General features: G+C 65.8%; 14 protein-coding genes. 6 read left to right on the top strand and 8 right to left on the bottom strand.

Translation table 11 applies throughout. The features are described 5' to 3' along the window. Positions 1-109: 109 nt before the first annotated feature. The 5 genes from HH302_RS18220 to HH302_RS18200 form a co-directional block, all read right to left on the bottom strand. Positions 110-1,087, bottom strand: a complete 978-nt coding sequence (locus HH302_RS18220) for a CapA family protein (RefSeq protein WP_253946204.1) — start codon at positions 1,085-1,087, stop codon at positions 110-112. Further along, the gene (locus HH302_RS18215; protein WP_172203685.1) at positions 1,084-1,500 is read right to left on the bottom strand and encodes a hypothetical protein; all 417 of its coding nucleotides are present in this window, start codon (positions 1,498-1,500) and stop codon (positions 1,084-1,086) included. The genes HH302_RS18220 and HH302_RS18215 overlap by 4 nt, the downstream gene beginning before the upstream one ends. Next, positions 1,497-2,363, bottom strand: a complete 867-nt coding sequence (locus tag HH302_RS18210; RefSeq protein WP_172203683.1) for an SPFH domain-containing protein — start codon at positions 2,361-2,363, stop codon at positions 1,497-1,499. Before HH302_RS18210 ends, HH302_RS18215 begins: the two co-directional genes overlap by 4 nt. Positions 2,364-2,464: 101 nt before the next feature. Continuing rightward, entirely contained in the window at positions 2,465-2,968 is a 504-nt protein-coding gene (locus tag HH302_RS18205; RefSeq protein WP_172203681.1) for a DUF4442 domain-containing protein, read from the bottom strand. A gap of 11 nt (positions 2,969-2,979) precedes the next feature. After that, the gene (locus HH302_RS18200; RefSeq protein WP_172203679.1) at positions 2,980-5,010 is read right to left on the bottom strand and encodes an NADPH-dependent 2,4-dienoyl-CoA reductase; all 2,031 of its coding nucleotides are present in this window, start codon (positions 5,008-5,010) and stop codon (positions 2,980-2,982) included. Positions 5,011-5,462: 452 nt separating this feature from the next. On the opposite strand from HH302_RS18200, the gene glgC reads away from it, so the two are divergent. The 3 genes from glgC to HH302_RS18185 are packed head-to-tail and all read left to right on the top strand — an operon-like array spanning position 5,463 to position 8,783. After that, entirely contained in the window at positions 5,463-6,773 is a 1,311-nt protein-coding gene (gene glgC, locus HH302_RS18195; protein ID WP_172203678.1) for a glucose-1-phosphate adenylyltransferase, read from the top strand. After that, on the top strand, positions 6,770-8,245 hold the full coding sequence (glgA, locus tag HH302_RS18190; protein ID WP_172203677.1) for a glycogen synthase GlgA: 1,476 nt from the start codon (positions 6,770-6,772) through the stop codon (positions 8,243-8,245). Before glgC ends, glgA begins: the two co-directional genes overlap by 4 nt. Before the next feature lie 43 nt (positions 8,246-8,288). Beyond that, a complete protein-coding gene (locus HH302_RS18185; RefSeq protein ID WP_172203676.1) occupies positions 8,289-8,783 on the top strand; it encodes a DUF4124 domain-containing protein in 495 nt (164 codons plus the stop codon). A gap of 28 nt (positions 8,784-8,811) precedes the next feature. On the opposite strand, the gene HH302_RS18180 is transcribed toward HH302_RS18185, so the two are convergent. Continuing rightward, positions 8,812-9,768, bottom strand: coding sequence for an NAD-dependent epimerase/dehydratase family protein (locus HH302_RS18180; protein ID WP_216661974.1), 957 nt, complete (start codon positions 9,766-9,768; stop codon positions 8,812-8,814). A gap of 104 nt (positions 9,769-9,872) precedes the next feature. Here HH302_RS18180 and HH302_RS18175 point away from each other — a divergent pair, with 104 nt between their 5' ends. From HH302_RS18175 to HH302_RS18165, 3 genes are read left to right on the top strand one after another with little or no spacing between them, the layout of a single operon-like run. Then, positions 9,873-10,757, top strand: coding sequence for a LysR family transcriptional regulator (locus tag HH302_RS18175; protein WP_216661973.1), 885 nt, complete (start codon positions 9,873-9,875; stop codon positions 10,755-10,757). 9 nt (positions 10,758-10,766) lie between these two features. Beyond that, positions 10,767-11,450 carry a glycosyltransferase family A protein gene (locus tag HH302_RS18170; RefSeq protein WP_172203674.1) on the top strand — a complete coding sequence of 228 codons (684 nt, stop codon included), beginning with the start codon at positions 10,767-10,769 and terminating at the stop codon, positions 11,448-11,450. 39 nt (positions 11,451-11,489) lie between these two features. Next, the gene (locus tag HH302_RS18165; RefSeq protein ID WP_172203673.1) at positions 11,490-11,783 is read left to right on the top strand and encodes a Nif11 family protein; all 294 of its coding nucleotides are present in this window, start codon (positions 11,490-11,492) and stop codon (positions 11,781-11,783) included. 33 nt (positions 11,784-11,816) lie between these two features. Here HH302_RS18165 and HH302_RS18160 read toward each other — a convergent pair whose 3' ends face one another. Beyond that, the gene (locus HH302_RS18160) at positions 11,817-12,212 is read right to left on the bottom strand and encodes a VOC family protein (protein ID WP_172203672.1); all 396 of its coding nucleotides are present in this window, start codon (positions 12,210-12,212) and stop codon (positions 11,817-11,819) included. Positions 12,213-12,314: 102 nt separating this feature from the next. Further along, on the bottom strand, positions 12,315-16,421 hold the full coding sequence (gene hrpA, locus HH302_RS18155; RefSeq protein WP_172203671.1) for an ATP-dependent RNA helicase HrpA: 4,107 nt from the start codon (positions 16,419-16,421) through the stop codon (positions 12,315-12,317). Positions 16,422-16,545 lie beyond the last annotated feature (124 nt).

Here is a 16,545-nt window from a genome sequence, read left to right as displayed (position 1 = left end):
GCCAATCCAAGCTTGGCCGTTGATGTGAGTCACGCGACGGACTGGCCACCGGGCGCCAAAGCCCACGTACGCCCCAGACGTTGCCGCGCCGAATGGACTTATCCTTCGTTCAGAGTGGCACCGAACGGCAGCTGAGGGCTACCGCGCGCTCGCCACGCCGCCAGCACGGCGCTGCGTCCTTCGACAGATGGGCGGTACCCGCCTCATCCTGATGCGCGACCACAACGCTGAACGCTGAAGCGCCTTGACGATCGAGATCGAGCCGCAACACCCAGCCGGTTGTCGACGCGACCGTGTTGAAACCATCGAAGACGAAGTTGCCGAGGCTCCAGATGATCGGCTTGCCCCGGTAAAGGCTCGCACCCTGCGTGACATGCGGATGCCCACCCACGACCACATCTGCGCCCGCGTCGATCATCCGGTGCGCAAGTTCAACCTGGCGTGGACCGGGCTCAGGCTCGTGCTCCCAGCCCCAGTGCATAAAGGGGATCACCAGATCCGCCCCCGCCTTGCGCGCATTCTTGATGTCCGCAACGACCTGGCTATCCTCGCTCCACGCAATGCCAGGCCACTTCGCACCCGCCTCGAAACTGCGCGGCTTGAATTCGTTGTAGGCCAGCACCGCGATGCGCAGGCCCTTCCGCTCAATCCACAACGGCGCGTGGGCCTCGACCAGATTGGCGCCGCCACCAAAACTCGCGATACCCGCCGCGCGCACATGCTTGAGGGTTTCGACGAACGCCTCACGGCCGTAATCGCCCGAATGGTTGTTGGCAACCCCAAGTGCATCGAAGCGGCCTTTCAACACGCGCATCACGGACGGATCGGCGCGAAAGGTCCAGGGCTTGTTGTCGAGCGCCTTGCCAGTGGTCGCGACCGGACACTCCAGGTTGCCGATCGTGAAGTCGGCGCCGCGCAGCAGCGCATCGAACTCGGCCAGCGGATCACCGCCGGCGGCAATCGTCTTACCCGGACCATCGTCCAGCATGATGTCGCCGACGAACATCAGGCGAAGCGTATCCGCCTTCGCCGGCGCGACCAGTGCAAGCACCGACAGCGCCGCCACAACCATCTTCGTCGCGCTCATTGTGCTGCCCTCTTCTTGCCAAACTCGCACCAGTATTCAAGCTCGCCGTCGCGCACCGGCTCATACACCCGCTGCATGCCGGTGAAGCCGAAGCGCCCGCCGCTCGCGGGCGGCAAGGGGAATTCCGCCACATGTATCGGCACCGCAGCGTCGTCGCGGTCAGCATAGGTGTACAGCTTCACGGATGCGCTCTGCGCCGGCGGGCGCTCGAATACGATGCGGAACAAGAAGTACGAGCCGATCGAAACCGGCGCGACTTCGTAGGAAGAGCTGACCGCATTGGCGCGCAGCAGCCGGGTCTCTCCACCGTAGCTGACATGGCAGCGCACCTCGTCGGTAGCCTGCGCCGAGGTCGCGAGCAGGCTCAGCGCAAACGCGGCCAGCAAGCCACTGCAACCCAAGCGCCGCGTCATTTGCCAGTGTGCGCCGGGATGTTGATCAACGGTGCCGACGTCATGTTGGCCGGCACAACGACGGTATTGGTGTTGCCCTTCTCGGCGAAGGTCTGCAGCGCCTGATTGGCTTCGTGCTGCAGGTATTCGCGGGTGAGGCTGTCGGCGATGATCTTGTTGGCGCGGGCGATGCCCTCGGCTTCGGTGACGCGGATCTCCGCCTGCTTCTTGGCGATTTCGGTCTGGATCGTCATCGCTTCGAGCTTCTTCTGGTTCGCCACCGCGGCGCGAATCGATTCCTCGATCGACGGGTCCGTCACCACTGCGCGGATCACGACACGCGTCACGGTGAAGACATGCGGATCGTTGCGATCCAGTTCTGCCTGAACATTGCGCCGGATCGATGCGGCCATCTCGTCGCGCTTGGTATGCATCACCAGGGAGTCAACGCGGGCAACTTCTTCATACACGGCATTGCGCACGATGCGCATCACCACACCCTGCGCCGGCAACCAGATGCCCGAGTGCTCATCGCGCACCGACTGGCCGGCGTACTTCACCTGCAGGGCCGGGATCTGCGAATCGGCGACCTTATAGTAGACGCTCACATCCATGTCGCGCAGGCTCAGGTTGTCCTTGGCCTTGGGCGTCAGGTCCTGCAGATCAATCGCGACTTCTTTTGCGCTGAATTCTGAAATGCTCGAGATGAAGGGCCATTTCAGATAGACGCCGGGGGTCACCGCCTCGGAGGAGATCACCCCTAGCGTGGTGCGCACACCGACGTTGCCGGAACCGATCGTGCCGGCGAGACCAAAGATGACCGCCCCGAGCAGGAGCACCGCCAACACCACCAACGGAACGCGACTCCGCGATTGAAATTCCATGAAGCACTCCATGCGTGACACGAAATGCACGCATGGTATCGGCTCCGCGCCGGCTAGGGCAGCGCTGGATCAGATTCTGCTCAAGCGCAGATCTGCGGCGGTCAGTGCTTGGGTCGGTGACTTGGAATCCAGGCCCAGATGAATTCACACTCGACCGGGTGCTCGCCGGCCTCGTCGGTCACGGTGACCGCGACGCTGACCTCGCCCTTGTCGGTGTCCTGCATCAGTTGCCGCTGCTCGGGCGTCAGCGTGGCAACCGCGCGCAGACTACCGGTGGCGCGCTTGCGAAAATGCACGGTGAGTGACTTCGCGAGCGGCAGGCAGTCGTCGCGCACGTTCATGCCAACCACCATGCCGGTAGCGGTCTCTGCCAGCAAGGTCGTTGCCGCCGCGTGTACGCCCTGGATGTGGTTCTGCACCGGGCGGCGATTCGCAATCGCGATCTCGACCCGCGTCGGCGACATCTCGACGTAGTCCAGGCGCGCCGTGCCGGTGAAGGGCACCGCGCGGCGCAGCGCAAGGTTACGTGCCGCGGGGCGCAGGAAGGCGGGTAGCGAATCGAGCTTGGCCAGTGTGCGGGCGAGGCGGTTTGGTTTTGCGCTCATGCGACCTCCGCTCAAAGCGATGCGGCCAGTTCGGCACCCTGGCGGATCGCCCGCTTGGCATCCAGCTCGGCAGCCACATCCGCGCCGCCGATCACATGGGCGGTCTTGCCCATTGCGGCAAGCTCGTCGGCCAGCTTGCGCAGCGGCGTTTGCCCGGCACACACCACCACGTTGTCGACCGGCAGCACTTGCTCCTTGTCGCCAACGCGGATGTGCAGACCTGCGTCATCCACCTTCAGGTACTCGACACCGGTCATCATCTGCACGCGCTTGTTCTTCAGCGCCGCGCGATGAATCCAGCCAGTGGTCTTGCCGAGGCCTGCACCCATCTTGCTCGTCTTGCGCTGGAGCATCACGACTTCGCGCGGGCTCGGTGCGGGTTGCGGCTTCGCGAGCGCGCCGCCGCGTTCGTACGTCGGGTCGACGCCCCACTCCTTGAGCCAGCCGTCGAGATCCAGCGCCAGCGAGTGACCTTCGTGCGTGAGGAACTCCGCCACGTCGAATCCGATACCACCCGCACCCACCACCGCCACGCGCTTGCCAACCGGCTTCTTGTCGCGCAGCACGTCGATATACGAAAGCACTTTCGGGTGATCGCCACCGGGCACCGACAGACCGCGCGGCTGGATGCCGGTGGCGATGACCACCTCGTCGAACCCCTTCAGCTCTGCGGCTTCGACCCGCTTGCCGAGCTTCAGATCGACCTTGGCGTTTTCGAGCTGGCGCTTGAAGTAGCGGATCGTCTCGTAGAACTCTTCCTTGCCGGGCACCTGCTTGGCGATGTTGAGCTGGCCGCCGAGTTCTTCCTGCGCGTCGAACAGCGTCACCGCATGGCCGCGCTGGGCCGTGTACATCGCGGTGGCCATGCCAGCCGGGCCGGCACCGACGACGGCAACGGTCTTCTTCCTGGCCGTCGGAATGAACTTGAGCTCCGTCTCGCGGCCCGCGACCGGGTTCACGAGACACGAGGCGAGCTTCTGTTCGAACACATGGTCCAGGCAGGCCTGGTTGCACCCGATACAAGTGTTGATCTCGTCGGCCTTGTTCGCCTTCGCCTTGTTCACGAAGGCCGGATCGGCGAGGAAGGGGCGCGCCATCGACACCATGTCGGCGCAGCCGTCAGCCAGCACCTGCTCCGCGACTTCCGGCGTGTTGATGCGGTTGGTGGTGATGAGCGGAATCTTCACCACGTTCGCATCCTTCAGGCGCTTGGTCACCCAGGCGAAGGCGGCACGCGGCACGCTGGTGGCGATCGTCGGCACGCGGGCCTCATGCCAGCCGATGCCGGTGTTGATGATCGTCGCGCCAGCGTCTTCGATCGCCTGAGCCAGCTCGACCACCTCCGGCCAGGTGCTGCCGCCCTCGACCAGATCGAGCATCGAGAGGCGATAGATGATGATGAAGTCGGGGCCGACTGCCTTGCGCACCGCCTTCACGACTTCGATCGGGAAGCGGATGCGGTTCTTGAAATCGCCGCCCCAGGCATCGGTGCGGTGGTTGGTGCAGGAGGCGATGAACTGGTTGATCAGGTAGCCCTCGCTGCCCATCACCTCGACGCCGTCGTAGCCGGCCTTGCGCGCGAGCGCCGCGCAGTTGGCAAAGTCGCGGATCGTCTTGGCGATGCCGAAGCGGCCCAGCTCCCACGGCTTGAACGGGCTGATCGGCGACTTGATGCGTGAGGCCGACACCGCTAGCGGGTGATAGGCATAGCGGCCGGTATGCAGAATCTGCATCGCGATCTTGCCGCCGGCTTCATGCACTGCATCGGTCACCGGTTTGTGGTGGCCGACCTGCCAGGGCCAGGACAACTGCGCGGCCGAGGGGTAGGCACGGCCTTGCAGGTTCGGCGCGATGCCACCCGTCACGATCAAGCCGACACCACCCTTGGCGCGCTCCGCGTAGAAGGCGGCCATGCGGTCGGCGCCATCCTTGGCCTCTTCCAGCCCGGTATGCATCGAACCCATCAGCGTGCGGTTACGCAGCGTGGTGAAGCCCAGATCAAGCGGTGCGAGCAGGTGCGGATAGGGATTGGCGACGGTCATGGCGCGATTCCTTACATACGTTGCGAAGCTGGATCTCAGCCCCCGATGCGGCGCATTACACCATACCGTACCGTATGGTGCCAATCATGCACTGCAGCACATTTCGAGGCCGGGTTGCTGCGCGCTCTGGAACATCGCAAGCGCAACACGCCCCATGTCGGGCTTGCGCACTTGGCGCCGGCCGCCCCGAGCTGGTGCGCTGCAGGTGCACAATGCGCCGATGGTGGGCGCGCACCTGATCTGGCGCAACAGCCCGCCGCGCCGCCATTGCGGCCCTGGCAGCGGCGGTGATACTTAATTCAGAAAAGCGCAAGATTCCGCTTGAACAGCACGCGGCATCCGGCTTGCTTTATCACACGCTGGCAACACCAGCCTGAAAAAGTCCGGGTGCCGAGGCGGTCGGGGGACCGCAGCGGAGCAATCCGGGTTCACACATCTCAACGGGGGACATCATGGCAGCCGATCAAGCATCGACGGCGGGCGGACGCAGCGCTCGCGAACCACGCTTTGTCAGCCAGCTCACTCGCAACACCTTCGCCATCGTATTGGCCGGTGGTCGCGGTAGCCGGCTCAAGCAACTGACCGACTGGCGTTCGAAGCCCGCGGTACCTTTCGGGGGCAAGTTCCGCATCATCGATTTCACGTTGTCCAATTGCGTGAACTCGGGCATCCGCCGCGTCGGGGTGGCAACACAGTACAAGGCCCAAAGCCTGATCCGGCATCTGCAGCTCGCCTGGAGCTTCCTCGACGGCCGCCTCGGCGAGTTCATCGAGATCATGCCGGCGCAGCAACAGGTGGATGAATCGCAGTGGTATCAGGGCACCGCCGACGCGGTGTTCCAGAACCTGCACGAGATCCGCCATGCGAATCCGGAATACGTGCTGGTGCTGTCGGGCGATCACATCTACCGCATGGACTACGGCCGCATGCTTGCCGCGCACGCGGAGTCGAAGGCGGATCTGACCGTAGCCTGCATCGAAGTGCCGATCGAGGAGGCCAAGGGCTTCGGCGTGATGTCGGTGGACGACAACAATCGCATCGTCGACTTCGCCGAGAAGCCCGCCAATCCGCAGCCGATGCCTGGCAAACCGGACGTCGCGCTGGCCAGCATGGGCATCTATGTGTTCAACGCGCGCTTCCTGTTCGAACAGCTGCTGCGCGACGCGGACGATCCGAAGTCCACCCACGACTTCGGCAAGGATGTGATCCCGCATTGCGTGAAGCGCTATCGCACCTTCGCGCACAGCTTTGCCGAAAGTTGCGTCGGCGATCCGGGCAAGCCCGCCTACTGGCGCGACGTCGGTACGCTCGACGCGTACTGGGAAGCCAACATGGATCTGGTGCAGGTGATCCCGCAACTGAACCTGTACGACGAAGACTGGCCGATCTGGACCTGGCAGCCGCAAAGCCCGCCCGCCAAGTTCGTCTTCGATGACGACGACCGACGCGGCGCAGCCGTCGATTCGATGGTCTCGGGCGGCTGCATCATCAGCGGCTCGACCATCCGGCGAACGATGTTGTTCTCTGGTGTGCGGGTGAACAGCTACTCCCTAATCGAGGATTGCGTGATCCTGCCCAACGTGGACATCGGTCGCCACTGCGTGTTGAAGAAGTGCGTGCTCGACAAGCGCTGCGTGATACCGGAAGGCACGCAGATCGGCGTCGACCCGGTGCAGGACCGCAAACGCTTCCATGTCACCGAATCCGGCATCACGCTGGTCACACCGGCCATGCTCGGACAGAAGATGAATCTGATTCGATGAAGAAGAAGCGGCAACCAATCCACGTCCTCTTCGCCAGCGCGGAGATTGCCCCCTGGGTAAAAACCGGGGGGCTGGGCGACGTTGCCGCAGCGCTACCGCCTGCGCTTGCGCAGGCGGGCTGCAAAGTGCGCGTGCTCGTCCCGCGCTATCCGGCAATGGCCGAGGCCTTCCCGAACGCCAGGGAGTTCGTGCGGATTCCCGGCCTCGCGGTGCGCCTGCCCGAGTCCCGCGTGCTGGATGCGGGCGAGATCGCACCCGGCGTCACCCTGTGGTTGCTCGATTGCCCGAGCCGTTTCGAACGCGCCGGCAACCCGTATGTGGATGCAGACGGCAAGGAATGGCACGACAACGTCTGGCGCTTCGGCCTGCTCTCGCGCATCGCGAGCTGGCTCGCCGAAAATGGCAAAGACACCGGTTGGCCGGTCGATGTGCTTCACTGCAACGACTGGCATACCGCGCTGACCCCCGCCTACCAGCACTACCTGGGCGGCGACACGCCGAGCGTGGTCACGGTGCACAACCTGGCTTTCCACGGCCAGTTTCCCGAATCCGCCATCGGAGACCTGGGACTGCCGCGGCGCGGCTTCCGCTTCGACGGCATTGAATTCCACGGCAAGCTCTCCTTCCTCAAGGCCGGCCTGCAACTGTGTGACCGCATCACGACGGTAAGCCCGACCTACGCCGCCGAGATCCAGACGACCGACTACGGCTGCGGGCTCGACGGCCTGTTGCGCTACCGCAAGGCACGCCTGCAGGGCATCCTCAACGGCATCGACGAGAACCAGTGGAATCCGGCGACCGATCGGCTGATCGAGGCACGCTACGACGCCGACAGCCTCGACAAGAAGGCTGCCAACACGGTCGCCCTGAGACGCGAACTCGGGCTCGCCCCCGGCACCAGCCCCCTGCTGGGCGTCGTCAGCCGCATGGGCCATCAGAAGGGCTCGGACCTGCTGGTCGAAGAGGGCGACGCGCTGGTCGCCATGGGCGCGCAGGTGGTGGTACTTGGGTCCGGCGAAAAGCCACTCGAAGCCGCGTTCGAAGCCTTTGCCGCTCGCCATCCGGGCCGCGTGTCCGTCACCGTGGGCTACAACGAGCGCCTGGCCCACCGTATCGAAGCGGGCGCGGACATCTTCCTGATGCCGTCGCGTTTCGAACCCTGCGGGCTCAACCAGATGTACAGCTTGCGCTATGGCACGCCACCCATCGTGCGGCGCACCGGCGGTCTTGCCGACACGGTGGTCGACGCGACGGAGGAAACCCTGAAGGACGGCAGCGCGACCGGCTTCGCGTTCGACTACGCCAGCGGCGAAGCCCTGCTCGCCTGCGTACGCCGCGCGCTGGATCTTCACCGCGACCAACTGCGCTGGCGGCAGCTGCAGCGTGCCGGCATGCAGCGTCACTTCGGTTGGGAGCTTGCCGCGCGGCAATATCTCGCACTCTACGAATCCCTGTTGCCCGCGGCGCGCTGAGGCCCCGGCGGCCTTACCTTCGGTCGCGGACTAACGAGGGCGCGTGCGCGCTCGATCGAACGCGGGCTACACTGATGTCATGAATCCGGGAATCACGATCATGAATGCTCGACTGCGTGCGCTCTTGCTGCTGCCGCTGCTCATCGCAGCGACCCCGTCGCATGCAGGGAACGACGTATTCAAGTGGCGTGACGAAAAAGGGCGCTGGCAATATGGCAACCAACCCCCGCCGGGCGTGAAGGCCGAGCGGGTCAACGCGACGATCTCAACGGTCCCCGCCTATACGCCCAAGCCTCTCGGCGGGCTACCGCGCGCGCAGGAATCCAGCGAAGCGCCTGCAGCCGAAGCGGGGGGGCCTCCGGTCACCTCCGCATCCCGGCAGCAAATGATGGACGCCTGCGAAAAAGCCGGCGGCACCGATTGCGACGCGATCGTCAACGCAGCGCTGAATGCAGCGGTCGGTCAGGCAACTCGCCGCCCGGGTACCGGCAACAACACCGACTCGCCGGTGGAATCCCAGCCGTCGTCAGCACGGTGACACGCCTCCTCGCCGCACGCCCCCGATATCACGCCGGAGCCGGCGACGAATCAGGCCGCCCGAGCATCGGCGCAAGCGCGGTCGACAGGGCGCGATGCAGCGGCGTGTGCGGCAAGGTGCCGATCAGTTGGCGCAAGCGCGCGTCATCCAGCCGGTGCGGCCTCAGCCACAGGTAGCGCATCGCGAACAAGGCCCGGAATATCGGCACGAAGGGCGATGCCAGACGCAGCGCCCACCACGGTAGCTGCGCTCGCTTCAACGACCGCCCGCATACCTCTTCGATCGCCCGATGCAGCTCCGCACCGGTCAAGGTTTCGCCTGCGTAGTGCAGGGTTTCGAAGGGCGCAAGTTGAGCCCGCCGCGCGGCCACCGCGACAAACACCCGCGCCAGATCAGGCAGGTACGCCCAGGCATGGGGCAGGTCGGCAGGCCCCGGCAAGGTCACACGCCCTTTGCCGACATCCTTCGCAATAACCAGATCGAACCACGAGCCAGGGCCACCGCCGAAGAAGTCACCGGCGCGGATCACGATACTGCGCACCCCCTCCTCTGCCGCAGCGCGCATCTGTTGCTCCAGCGCGATACGTATCCGCGCCTTGTCGGTATTCGCCACTTCCGGCGTCGCTTCGGTCAGCACCGGCGGCAACTCGGCGCCGAAGTTATACACATTGCCCGGCAGCATCAGCGTGGCGCCACTTGCGCGCGCAACGGCCAGCACGCTGGCAGCGAGCGGCGGTACAAGCGTGTCCCAGCGCGTGTAGTCGGGGTTCAGCGCGTTGATGAGAACGTCAGCGCCTTGCGCGGCCTCGATCAGCGCGGCCGTATCCAGCGCATCGCAGATCACCGCGCTGACGCCCGCCGGCAACGGAGTCGTGGGTTCGCGGCGCATCTGCGCACGCACCAGCCAACCCGCCGCAGAAAAGGCCTCGACCAAGGCGCGCCCGATTCGCCCATTTGCCCCAAGTACAAGCACCGTTTCTCGCATGATCTGTTCTCCACTGCATCGGTTCGATGTGGCCCCATTGTGCTGCGGCACCAAATGCAAAAGAATGCGCATCAATGAAAGACAGTCATTCACCAATGAATAGCATGGCCGCTGCCGCGCCAATGCCAGACTGGGACTTGGTCCGCGCCTTTCTGGCCGTGGTGGAGGCAGGTTCGCTGACGCGCGCGGCGACTCAGTTGAACACCAGCCAGCCGACGCTATCGCGCCAGATCGCAGCACTTGAAGCCCAGACAGGTGCTGCGCTGTTCGAGCGCACCACCCGCGGCCTGAGCCTCACCGAAGCCGGTGAGGCGCTGGTCGAGCCTGCGCGCCGCATGCAGGCGGCCGCGCAGGCGCTATCGCTGGCCGTGGCGGGCCGGGCGCAGACGCTCGCAGGTACCGTACGGCTCACCGCCAGCGAGATGATGTCGGCCTATGTCCTGCCGCCGGTGCTTGCGCAACTGCGCACGGCGCATCCCGAGATCGAGATCGAACTGGTTGCCTCCAACCGCATCGATAACCTGCTCGCGCGCGAGGCCGACATCGCGATTCGCATGGTGCGGCCCGAACAGGGCAGCCTCGTGACCCGCCATGTCGCCGACTACCCGCTCGGCTTCTACGCGCACGCCGACTATCTCGCCGGCCGGCCGCCCGTCACACCGAACACGCTGGCCGATCACGACTGGGTCGGCCTGGATCAGTCACCCCAGTTGATCGACGGCTTCCGCGCCGCCGGTTTCGCCATTGATCGGCACTTCTTCGCCTTCCGTTGCGACAACCAGATCGTCGGATGGGAAGCCGTGCGCGCCGGGCTGGGCATTGGCATCACGATGCAACGCGTCGCGGCACGTGACCCTGAACTGGTGCGCTTGCTGCCCGAATTCGCAGTACCGCCGCTGCCCGTCTGGCTGACGGCGCACCGCGAACTGCGTGCCACGCCGCGCATGCGCATCGTGTTCGATGCACTGGCGACCGCCCTCGCGGCCTGAAGACACGCAATGCCGCTGCGCCCCCTCGTCACTTGCCTGATGCCGACCTTCGCGCGGCACACCTGGCTGCCGGCGGCGGTTGCAGGTTTTCTGTCGCAGGACTTTGGCGACGCGGAGCTCCTGATCGTCAGTGAAGACGGGCTGCCCGCGTCGCTCGCGCCCGCGCTGGCAAGCGGCCGCGTGCGCCACCAACCGTGCCCCGCGGGGCTGCCGCTGGGCACCAAACGCAACCTCGCCTGTGATGCCGCGCGCGGCCAGATCCTGCTGCACTGGGACGATGACGACCTGCAAGCGCCGGATCGTATCCGGCGCCAGGTAGCCGCGCTTAAAACGAGCAAGCGCGCGATCCATGGATCCCGCAGCGTGGTATTTCACGAGCCCGCCACCGGTCGCTGCTGGCTCTACCGCCACGAAGACGCCGATCCCTGGGTGTGCGGCGCGACCTTGGCCTACCGCCGCGACTACTGGCAGCGACACCCGTTTGAAGCCCGCACCGTCGGTGAGGACAACGCCTTCGTGTGGGCCGCAGCCGACAACGAGGTCATGGCGGCCGACGATCCGAAGCTGTGCCTCTGCCGCATCCACCCTGGCAACACAAGCCCCAAGGACACCTCGGCTGACTGGTGGCGGGAAATTGATCTGCCGCCATACTGGCGCGCACAGGTCACACCGATGCAGCATCCGGGCGACTAGACTTGCGTTGACCGTACCGCTTCACTCGGGAGGACATCGATGAGTACCGAAGCGCTCAGCACATTCCTGCGGATCGCCCGCTCGGACGCCGCGCTGCTTGCCGAACTACGTGCCGCCGCCGATGCCGAGGGCCTGCGCGTGGTGGCCCTTGCTGCAATCGCAGCACGCCACGGACACACCATCGACCCCGCCTCGCTCGCCGTCACGCCACCACGGCGCAACACCGGCACGCAAACGCTGAGCGATTCGTCGCCACCGAATCCGGTACGCGCCCGCTTCGGCGACGCACAACTGTTCCGCGACGCCGCGGGGGAATTGCGCGTCCGCCTCTAGGCGCGGTCACCATTGGCGCGCCCTTGGCCTCGATCACCCCTGGCGGGGCTCAACCAGCTCCAAGGGCAGTCCGTCCGGGTCCGCAAAAAACGTGTAGCGCGCACCGGTCAGCTCATCGATCCGCACCGGCTCCACCTCCACGCCGGCAGCCGTCAGTGCAGCGAAGTCCGCGTCGAGGTTGTCTACCACGAACGCCAGGTGCCGCAAGCCCTGCGCCTCGGGCCACGACGGCCGAGGCGGCGCACCAGGGAAAGAGAACAGCTCGATCTGCGCACCGTCCGGCAGCGCCAGATCCAGCTTCCACGAATCACGCGCCGCTCGGTAAGTCTCCGCCACGACCCGCAGACCCAGCACCTCGGTGTAGAAGCGCTTTGAACGTGCGTAGTCGCTGCAGATGATGGCGGCGTGATGGATGCTACGTGGGGTCATAGGCGTCGTTCAAGGTGGGAAACTAACTGCACTGTACCGGCCTGGTGGTGGCATAGGAGAACCTGGTCACAGCGAACACGGCGGGCAAAAGACGACAGCACATCAGCGCGGGCGGGCATCCCAGATCTTCTGCAGCCGCTTCACGCTCACCGGCATCGGCGTCTTCAGTTCCTGCGCGAACAGCCCCACCCGCAACTCTTCGAGCAGCCAGCGGAACTCTTCGAGCTGAGGGTCGATCACTCCGGCCTTGGCCTTGGCGAGCCATTCGCGCTCGAAGGGCTGGGCGAGCGACTTCCATTCGGCGAGCAGTTGCAGGTCGCGCGCGGGGTTGGTGCGCAGCTTGTCGATGCGCACGCCCATCGCCTTGAGGTAGCGGCTGAAGTGCGTGAGCTTTTCGAACGGGTACGCGAGCAGGAAGTTCTTCGGCATCAGCTTGGCGAGCTGCTGCTGCAGGTCGGCGAGCGTGTCGGGCTGGCCCTTGAGCGTGAGGAAGCGCTTGGTCAGCGAGGCATGCTCGACGACCAGCGCACCGGCCAGGCGCATCAGCTCCTGCGCGACCAGCGAGATGCGTGACTTGGCGTCCTGCGCGCGTTGTGCGAAGGCTTCCGCGTTAGTCGGCAGCGGGTCCATCAGGCAGGTGCGTTCCAGCGTCGCGGCGACGAGCTGCGCCTTCAACTCCGCTTCGGTGCCGAAGGGGATGAAGTGCAGCGCCAGCTCGCGCAGGCCGGGCAACTTCTCGACCGCCTTGACCTGGTCCTTCAGCGTGAGCGCGAAGAGTCGTGCGAGGCCCTTGCGATGCACGCGCGCGGCCTCCTCCTCGGTGTCGACTGCAGTCAGACTCACCGACTCGCCGTCGTCCTGCAGCGCGGGGAAGCCGATGACCATGCGGCCGGCGACCTTCACTTCGAGCAGTTCGGGCAGTTCGCCGAAGCTCCAGCTGGTGAGGCCGGTCAGCTGCGCCGACTGACTCTTCGCGGGCGCCTCCGCCTGCGGCGATGGGGCGCCCGGCTTCGCGGCGGCCCCACGCTGTGCAGGCTCGGGCGATGCTTCCGCCGGCTTGCCTGCCACCTTCAGCGCCGCCAGCTGCGCCCCCATCGACCCCGGCACCTGCGCCGCCTTGAAGGCCGCCTGCACCTGGTCCTTGAGCCGCGTGCGCAGCTCCGGCAGGTTGCGCGACATGCCCAGCACACGGCCGTGCTCGTCAATAACGCGGAAGTTCATGAAGCAGTGCGGGTTGAGGTTCTCGGGCCGGAAGCTCTCCAGCGGCAGCTTCAGCGAGACGCGATCCTCGACGAATTTCTGCAGCGCGCGCATCAGGCCGTCTTCGCGATTCACCTCGCCCGCCTCCACCTGCTCGATGAAGGCGCGGCTCGACTGCCCGATCGGCTGCAGACGGTGGCGGTGCTTCTGCGGCACGGTCTTGAGCAACGCCGTGACCTTCTCTTCCAGCAGGCCCGGCACCAGCCACTCGCAGCGCGCAAGCGGAATCTGGTTAAGCATCGCCAACGGCACGGTGAGCGTGACGCCGTCCTCCGCGTCGTTCGGCTCGTGCAGATACGTGAGCTTGAGCTTCTGCCCCAGCACCTCGAAACCGGCCGGGAAGCGGTCGCTGGTCGCGCCCTCGGCCTCGTGCCGCATCAGCTGCTCGCGCACCAGGAACAGGCCCTTGGCGTTCGCCCGCTCGGCGGTTTTGCGCCAGGCCTCGAAGCTGCGCAGATCGGTGACGTTGTCCGGAATCTGCGCATCGTAGAAAGCGTAGATCAGCTCGTCGTCCACCAGCACGTCCGGACGGCGGGTCTTGTGCTCCAGCCGTTCGATCTCGGCCATCAGGCGCTGGTTGTGCGTCAGGAAGCCCATCTGCCGCAGGGCAGCTTCGTCGACATCTCCCTGCACCAGGCCTTCGCGGATAAGCAGCTCGCGGCACAGCTTGGGGTCGTGCTCGGCATAGCCCACCGCACGCCGCGGGTAGAGCGTGATGCCATGCAGCACACCGCGTTCCCATGCGCGCACGGCGCCGAACTTCTTCTCCCAGTGCGGCTCGTAGACGCTGCGCTTGATCAGGTGGGCGCCCACCTCCTCCACCCACTCCGGCTCGATCTTGGCGATACAGCGGGCGTAGAGCCGCGACGTGTCGATCAGCTCGGCGGCCATCAGCCATTTGCCGACAGTCTTCTTCAGGTAGGAGCCGGGATGCGGCCAGAACTTGATCGCCCGCGCACCGAGGTAGGAACCGGCGGCCGGGCCGGAGGCGTCTTCGACGCGGCAGCCGATGTGCCCCAGCAAGCCGGTCAGCAGCGCCTTGTGAATCGCTTCATACGAAGCGGGCAGCTCGCTCTCCTTCCAGCCGTGCTCGGCGCACAGCGAGTGCAACTGCCCGTGGATGTCACGCCACTCGCGCATCCGCATCCAGTTGAGGAAGTGCTGCTTGCACCAAGCCTTCTGCTTGCTCGACGACTCGTGCTTCCAGATGTGATCGAAGGCCTTCCAGGCATTCACGAACCACAGGAATTCGCTCTTCGGCTCGTCCTTTGAATCCGGCGACAAGCGGAACTTCGCATGCGCCTGGTCGGCGGTGCCGCTCTGCTCCTGCGGCCGTTCGCGCGGGTCCTGCACCGACAGCGCGGCGGCGATGATCAGCACCTCGCGCAGCGCGCCGCGGTCGCGCGCGGCGAGGATCATGCGGCCGATCTTCGGGTCCAGCGGCAGCTTGGCAAGCTCGCGGCCGATGGCGGTGAGGTTGTTCGCATCGTCGGTCGCACCCAGCTCGTTCAGCAGCTGGTAGCCGTCGGCGATCATCCGCGGCAGCGGCGCTTCGAGGAAGGGGAATTCCTCCACCGCGCCCAGCCGCAGCGACTTCATGCGCAGGATCACGCCCGCGAGCGAGGAGCGCAGGATCTCCGGCTCGGTGTGCGCCAGCCGGCGGTTGAAATCTTCCTCGTCGTAGAGGCGGATGCAGATGCCGTTCTGCACCCGGCCGCAGCGGCCCGCGCGCTGCTTGGCGGCGGACTGCGCGATCTTCTCGATCTGCAACAGCTCGACCTTGTTGCGATGGCTGTAGCGGTTCATCCGCGCCAGCCCGGAATCGACCACGTAGCGGATGCCCGGCACCGTCAGCGAGGTCTCGGCCACGTTGGTCGAGAGCACCACGCGGCGCCCGTTCGAGCGTGAGAACACGCGCGCCTGCTCGGCGGCGGTCTGGCGTGCGAACAGCGGCAGGATCTCGGCGCCCGGTGGGTGGTTCTTGCGCAGCGCCTCGGCCGCCTCGCGGATCTCGCGCTCGCCGGGCAGGAAGACCAGCACGTCGCCCGGCCCCTCGCGCTGCAGCTCGCTCACCGCGTCGCAGATCGCCTCGTAGAGATCCTTGTTCGGGTTACGGCTCTTCGATTCCGCGACCCGCACGCCTGCGCGCACAGGCGGTTTCTCGACCGCATCCTCGTCCTCGATCGGGCGGTAACGCACCTCGATCGGGTACAGACGACCGGACACCTCGATCACCGGCGCAGGCTTGCCGTGCTGCGCGAAGTGGTTGGCGAAGCGCTCGGCGTCCAGCGTCGCCGAGGTCACGATCACCTTCAGGTCCGGCCGCTTGGGCAGCAATTGCTTGAGGAAGCCGAGCAGGAAGTCGATGTTGAGGCTGCGTTCGTGCGCCTCGTCGATGATCAGCGTGTCGTAGGCGGCCAGCAGCGGGTCACCCTGCGTTTCGGCGAGCAGGATGCCGTCGGTCATCAGCTTGATGTAGCTCTCGCGCTTCGTGTGGTCGGTGAAACGCACCTTGAAGCCGACCGTCGTGCCCAGCTCGCTCTGCAATTCCTCGGCGATGCGCGTCGCCGTCGCCCGCGCCGCCAGCCGCCGCGGCTGCGTATGCCCGATCAGCCCCGCCTCGCCCCGCCCCAGTTCCAGGCAGATCTTCGGCAGCTGCGTCGTCTTGCCCGAGCCGGTCTCGCCGCAGACGATCACCACCTGGTGCGTACGGATCGCCTCGGCGATCTCGGCGCGCCGGCCGCTGACCGGCAGCTCTTCAGGGAAGCTGGGCTTGGGCAGATTGGCGCGGCGCGTCGCGCGCTCGGCAATCGAGGACTCGAACTTCGCGCGCAAGGTCTCCGGCAAGTCGGCAAGCGCATTTGCGCGCTGAGGCAGCTCGCGCAGCGCGCGGCGCAAGCGCGGACGGTCGGCGGAGAGGACGAGGTCAATCAGTTGCGGCGGAGCCATCTCGATAGGGCAAGAAAAGCCCGATTCACGGAAGGCCGGCATTTTACCGCCCTTGCAGGAGCCAAGCCTGACGATCAGGCTCGCGATGCACCATCACCCGGTTTCGTGACATATATCGCGACGC

The sequence above is a fragment of the Niveibacterium sp. COAC-50 genome (genome assembly GCF_013184235.1).
In the GTDB taxonomy this organism is placed as follows: domain Bacteria; phylum Pseudomonadota; class Gammaproteobacteria; order Burkholderiales; family Rhodocyclaceae; genus Niveibacterium; species Niveibacterium microcysteis.
This window is presented reverse-complemented; position numbering and strand designations above follow the sequence as displayed.

Coding starts and splice junctions, on each gene's coding strand:
- HH302_RS18220 (WP_253946204.1), bottom strand. CDS start 1,087: ATGAGCGCGACGAAGATGGTTGTGGCGGCGCTGTCGGTGCTTGCACTG.
- HH302_RS18215 (WP_172203685.1), bottom strand. CDS start 1,500: ATGACGCGGCGCTTGGGTTGCAGTGGCTTGCTGGCCGCGTTTGCGCTG.
- HH302_RS18210 (WP_172203683.1), bottom strand. CDS start 2,363: ATGGAATTTCAATCGCGGAGTCGCGTTCCGTTGGTGGTGTTGGCGGTG.
- HH302_RS18205 (WP_172203681.1), bottom strand. CDS start 2,968: ATGAGCGCAAAACCAAACCGCCTCGCCCGCACACTGGCCAAGCTCGAT.
- HH302_RS18200 (WP_172203679.1), bottom strand. CDS start 5,010: ATGACCGTCGCCAATCCCTATCCGCACCTGCTCGCACCGCTTGATCTG.
- glgC (WP_172203678.1), top strand. CDS start 5,463: ATGGCAGCCGATCAAGCATCGACGGCGGGCGGACGCAGCGCTCGCGAA.
- glgA (WP_172203677.1), top strand. CDS start 6,770: ATGAAGAAGAAGCGGCAACCAATCCACGTCCTCTTCGCCAGCGCGGAG.
- HH302_RS18180 (WP_216661974.1), bottom strand. CDS start 9,768: ATGCGAGAAACGGTGCTTGTACTTGGGGCAAATGGGCGAATCGGGCGC.
- HH302_RS18175 (WP_216661973.1), top strand. CDS start 9,873: ATGGCCGCTGCCGCGCCAATGCCAGACTGGGACTTGGTCCGCGCCTTT.
- HH302_RS18170 (WP_172203674.1), top strand. CDS start 10,767: ATGCCGCTGCGCCCCCTCGTCACTTGCCTGATGCCGACCTTCGCGCGG.
- HH302_RS18165 (WP_172203673.1), top strand. CDS start 11,490: ATGAGTACCGAAGCGCTCAGCACATTCCTGCGGATCGCCCGCTCGGAC.
- HH302_RS18160 (WP_172203672.1), bottom strand. CDS start 12,212: ATGACCCCACGTAGCATCCATCACGCCGCCATCATCTGCAGCGACTAC.
- hrpA (WP_172203671.1), bottom strand. CDS start 16,421: ATGGCTCCGCCGCAACTGATTGACCTCGTCCTCTCCGCCGACCGTCCG.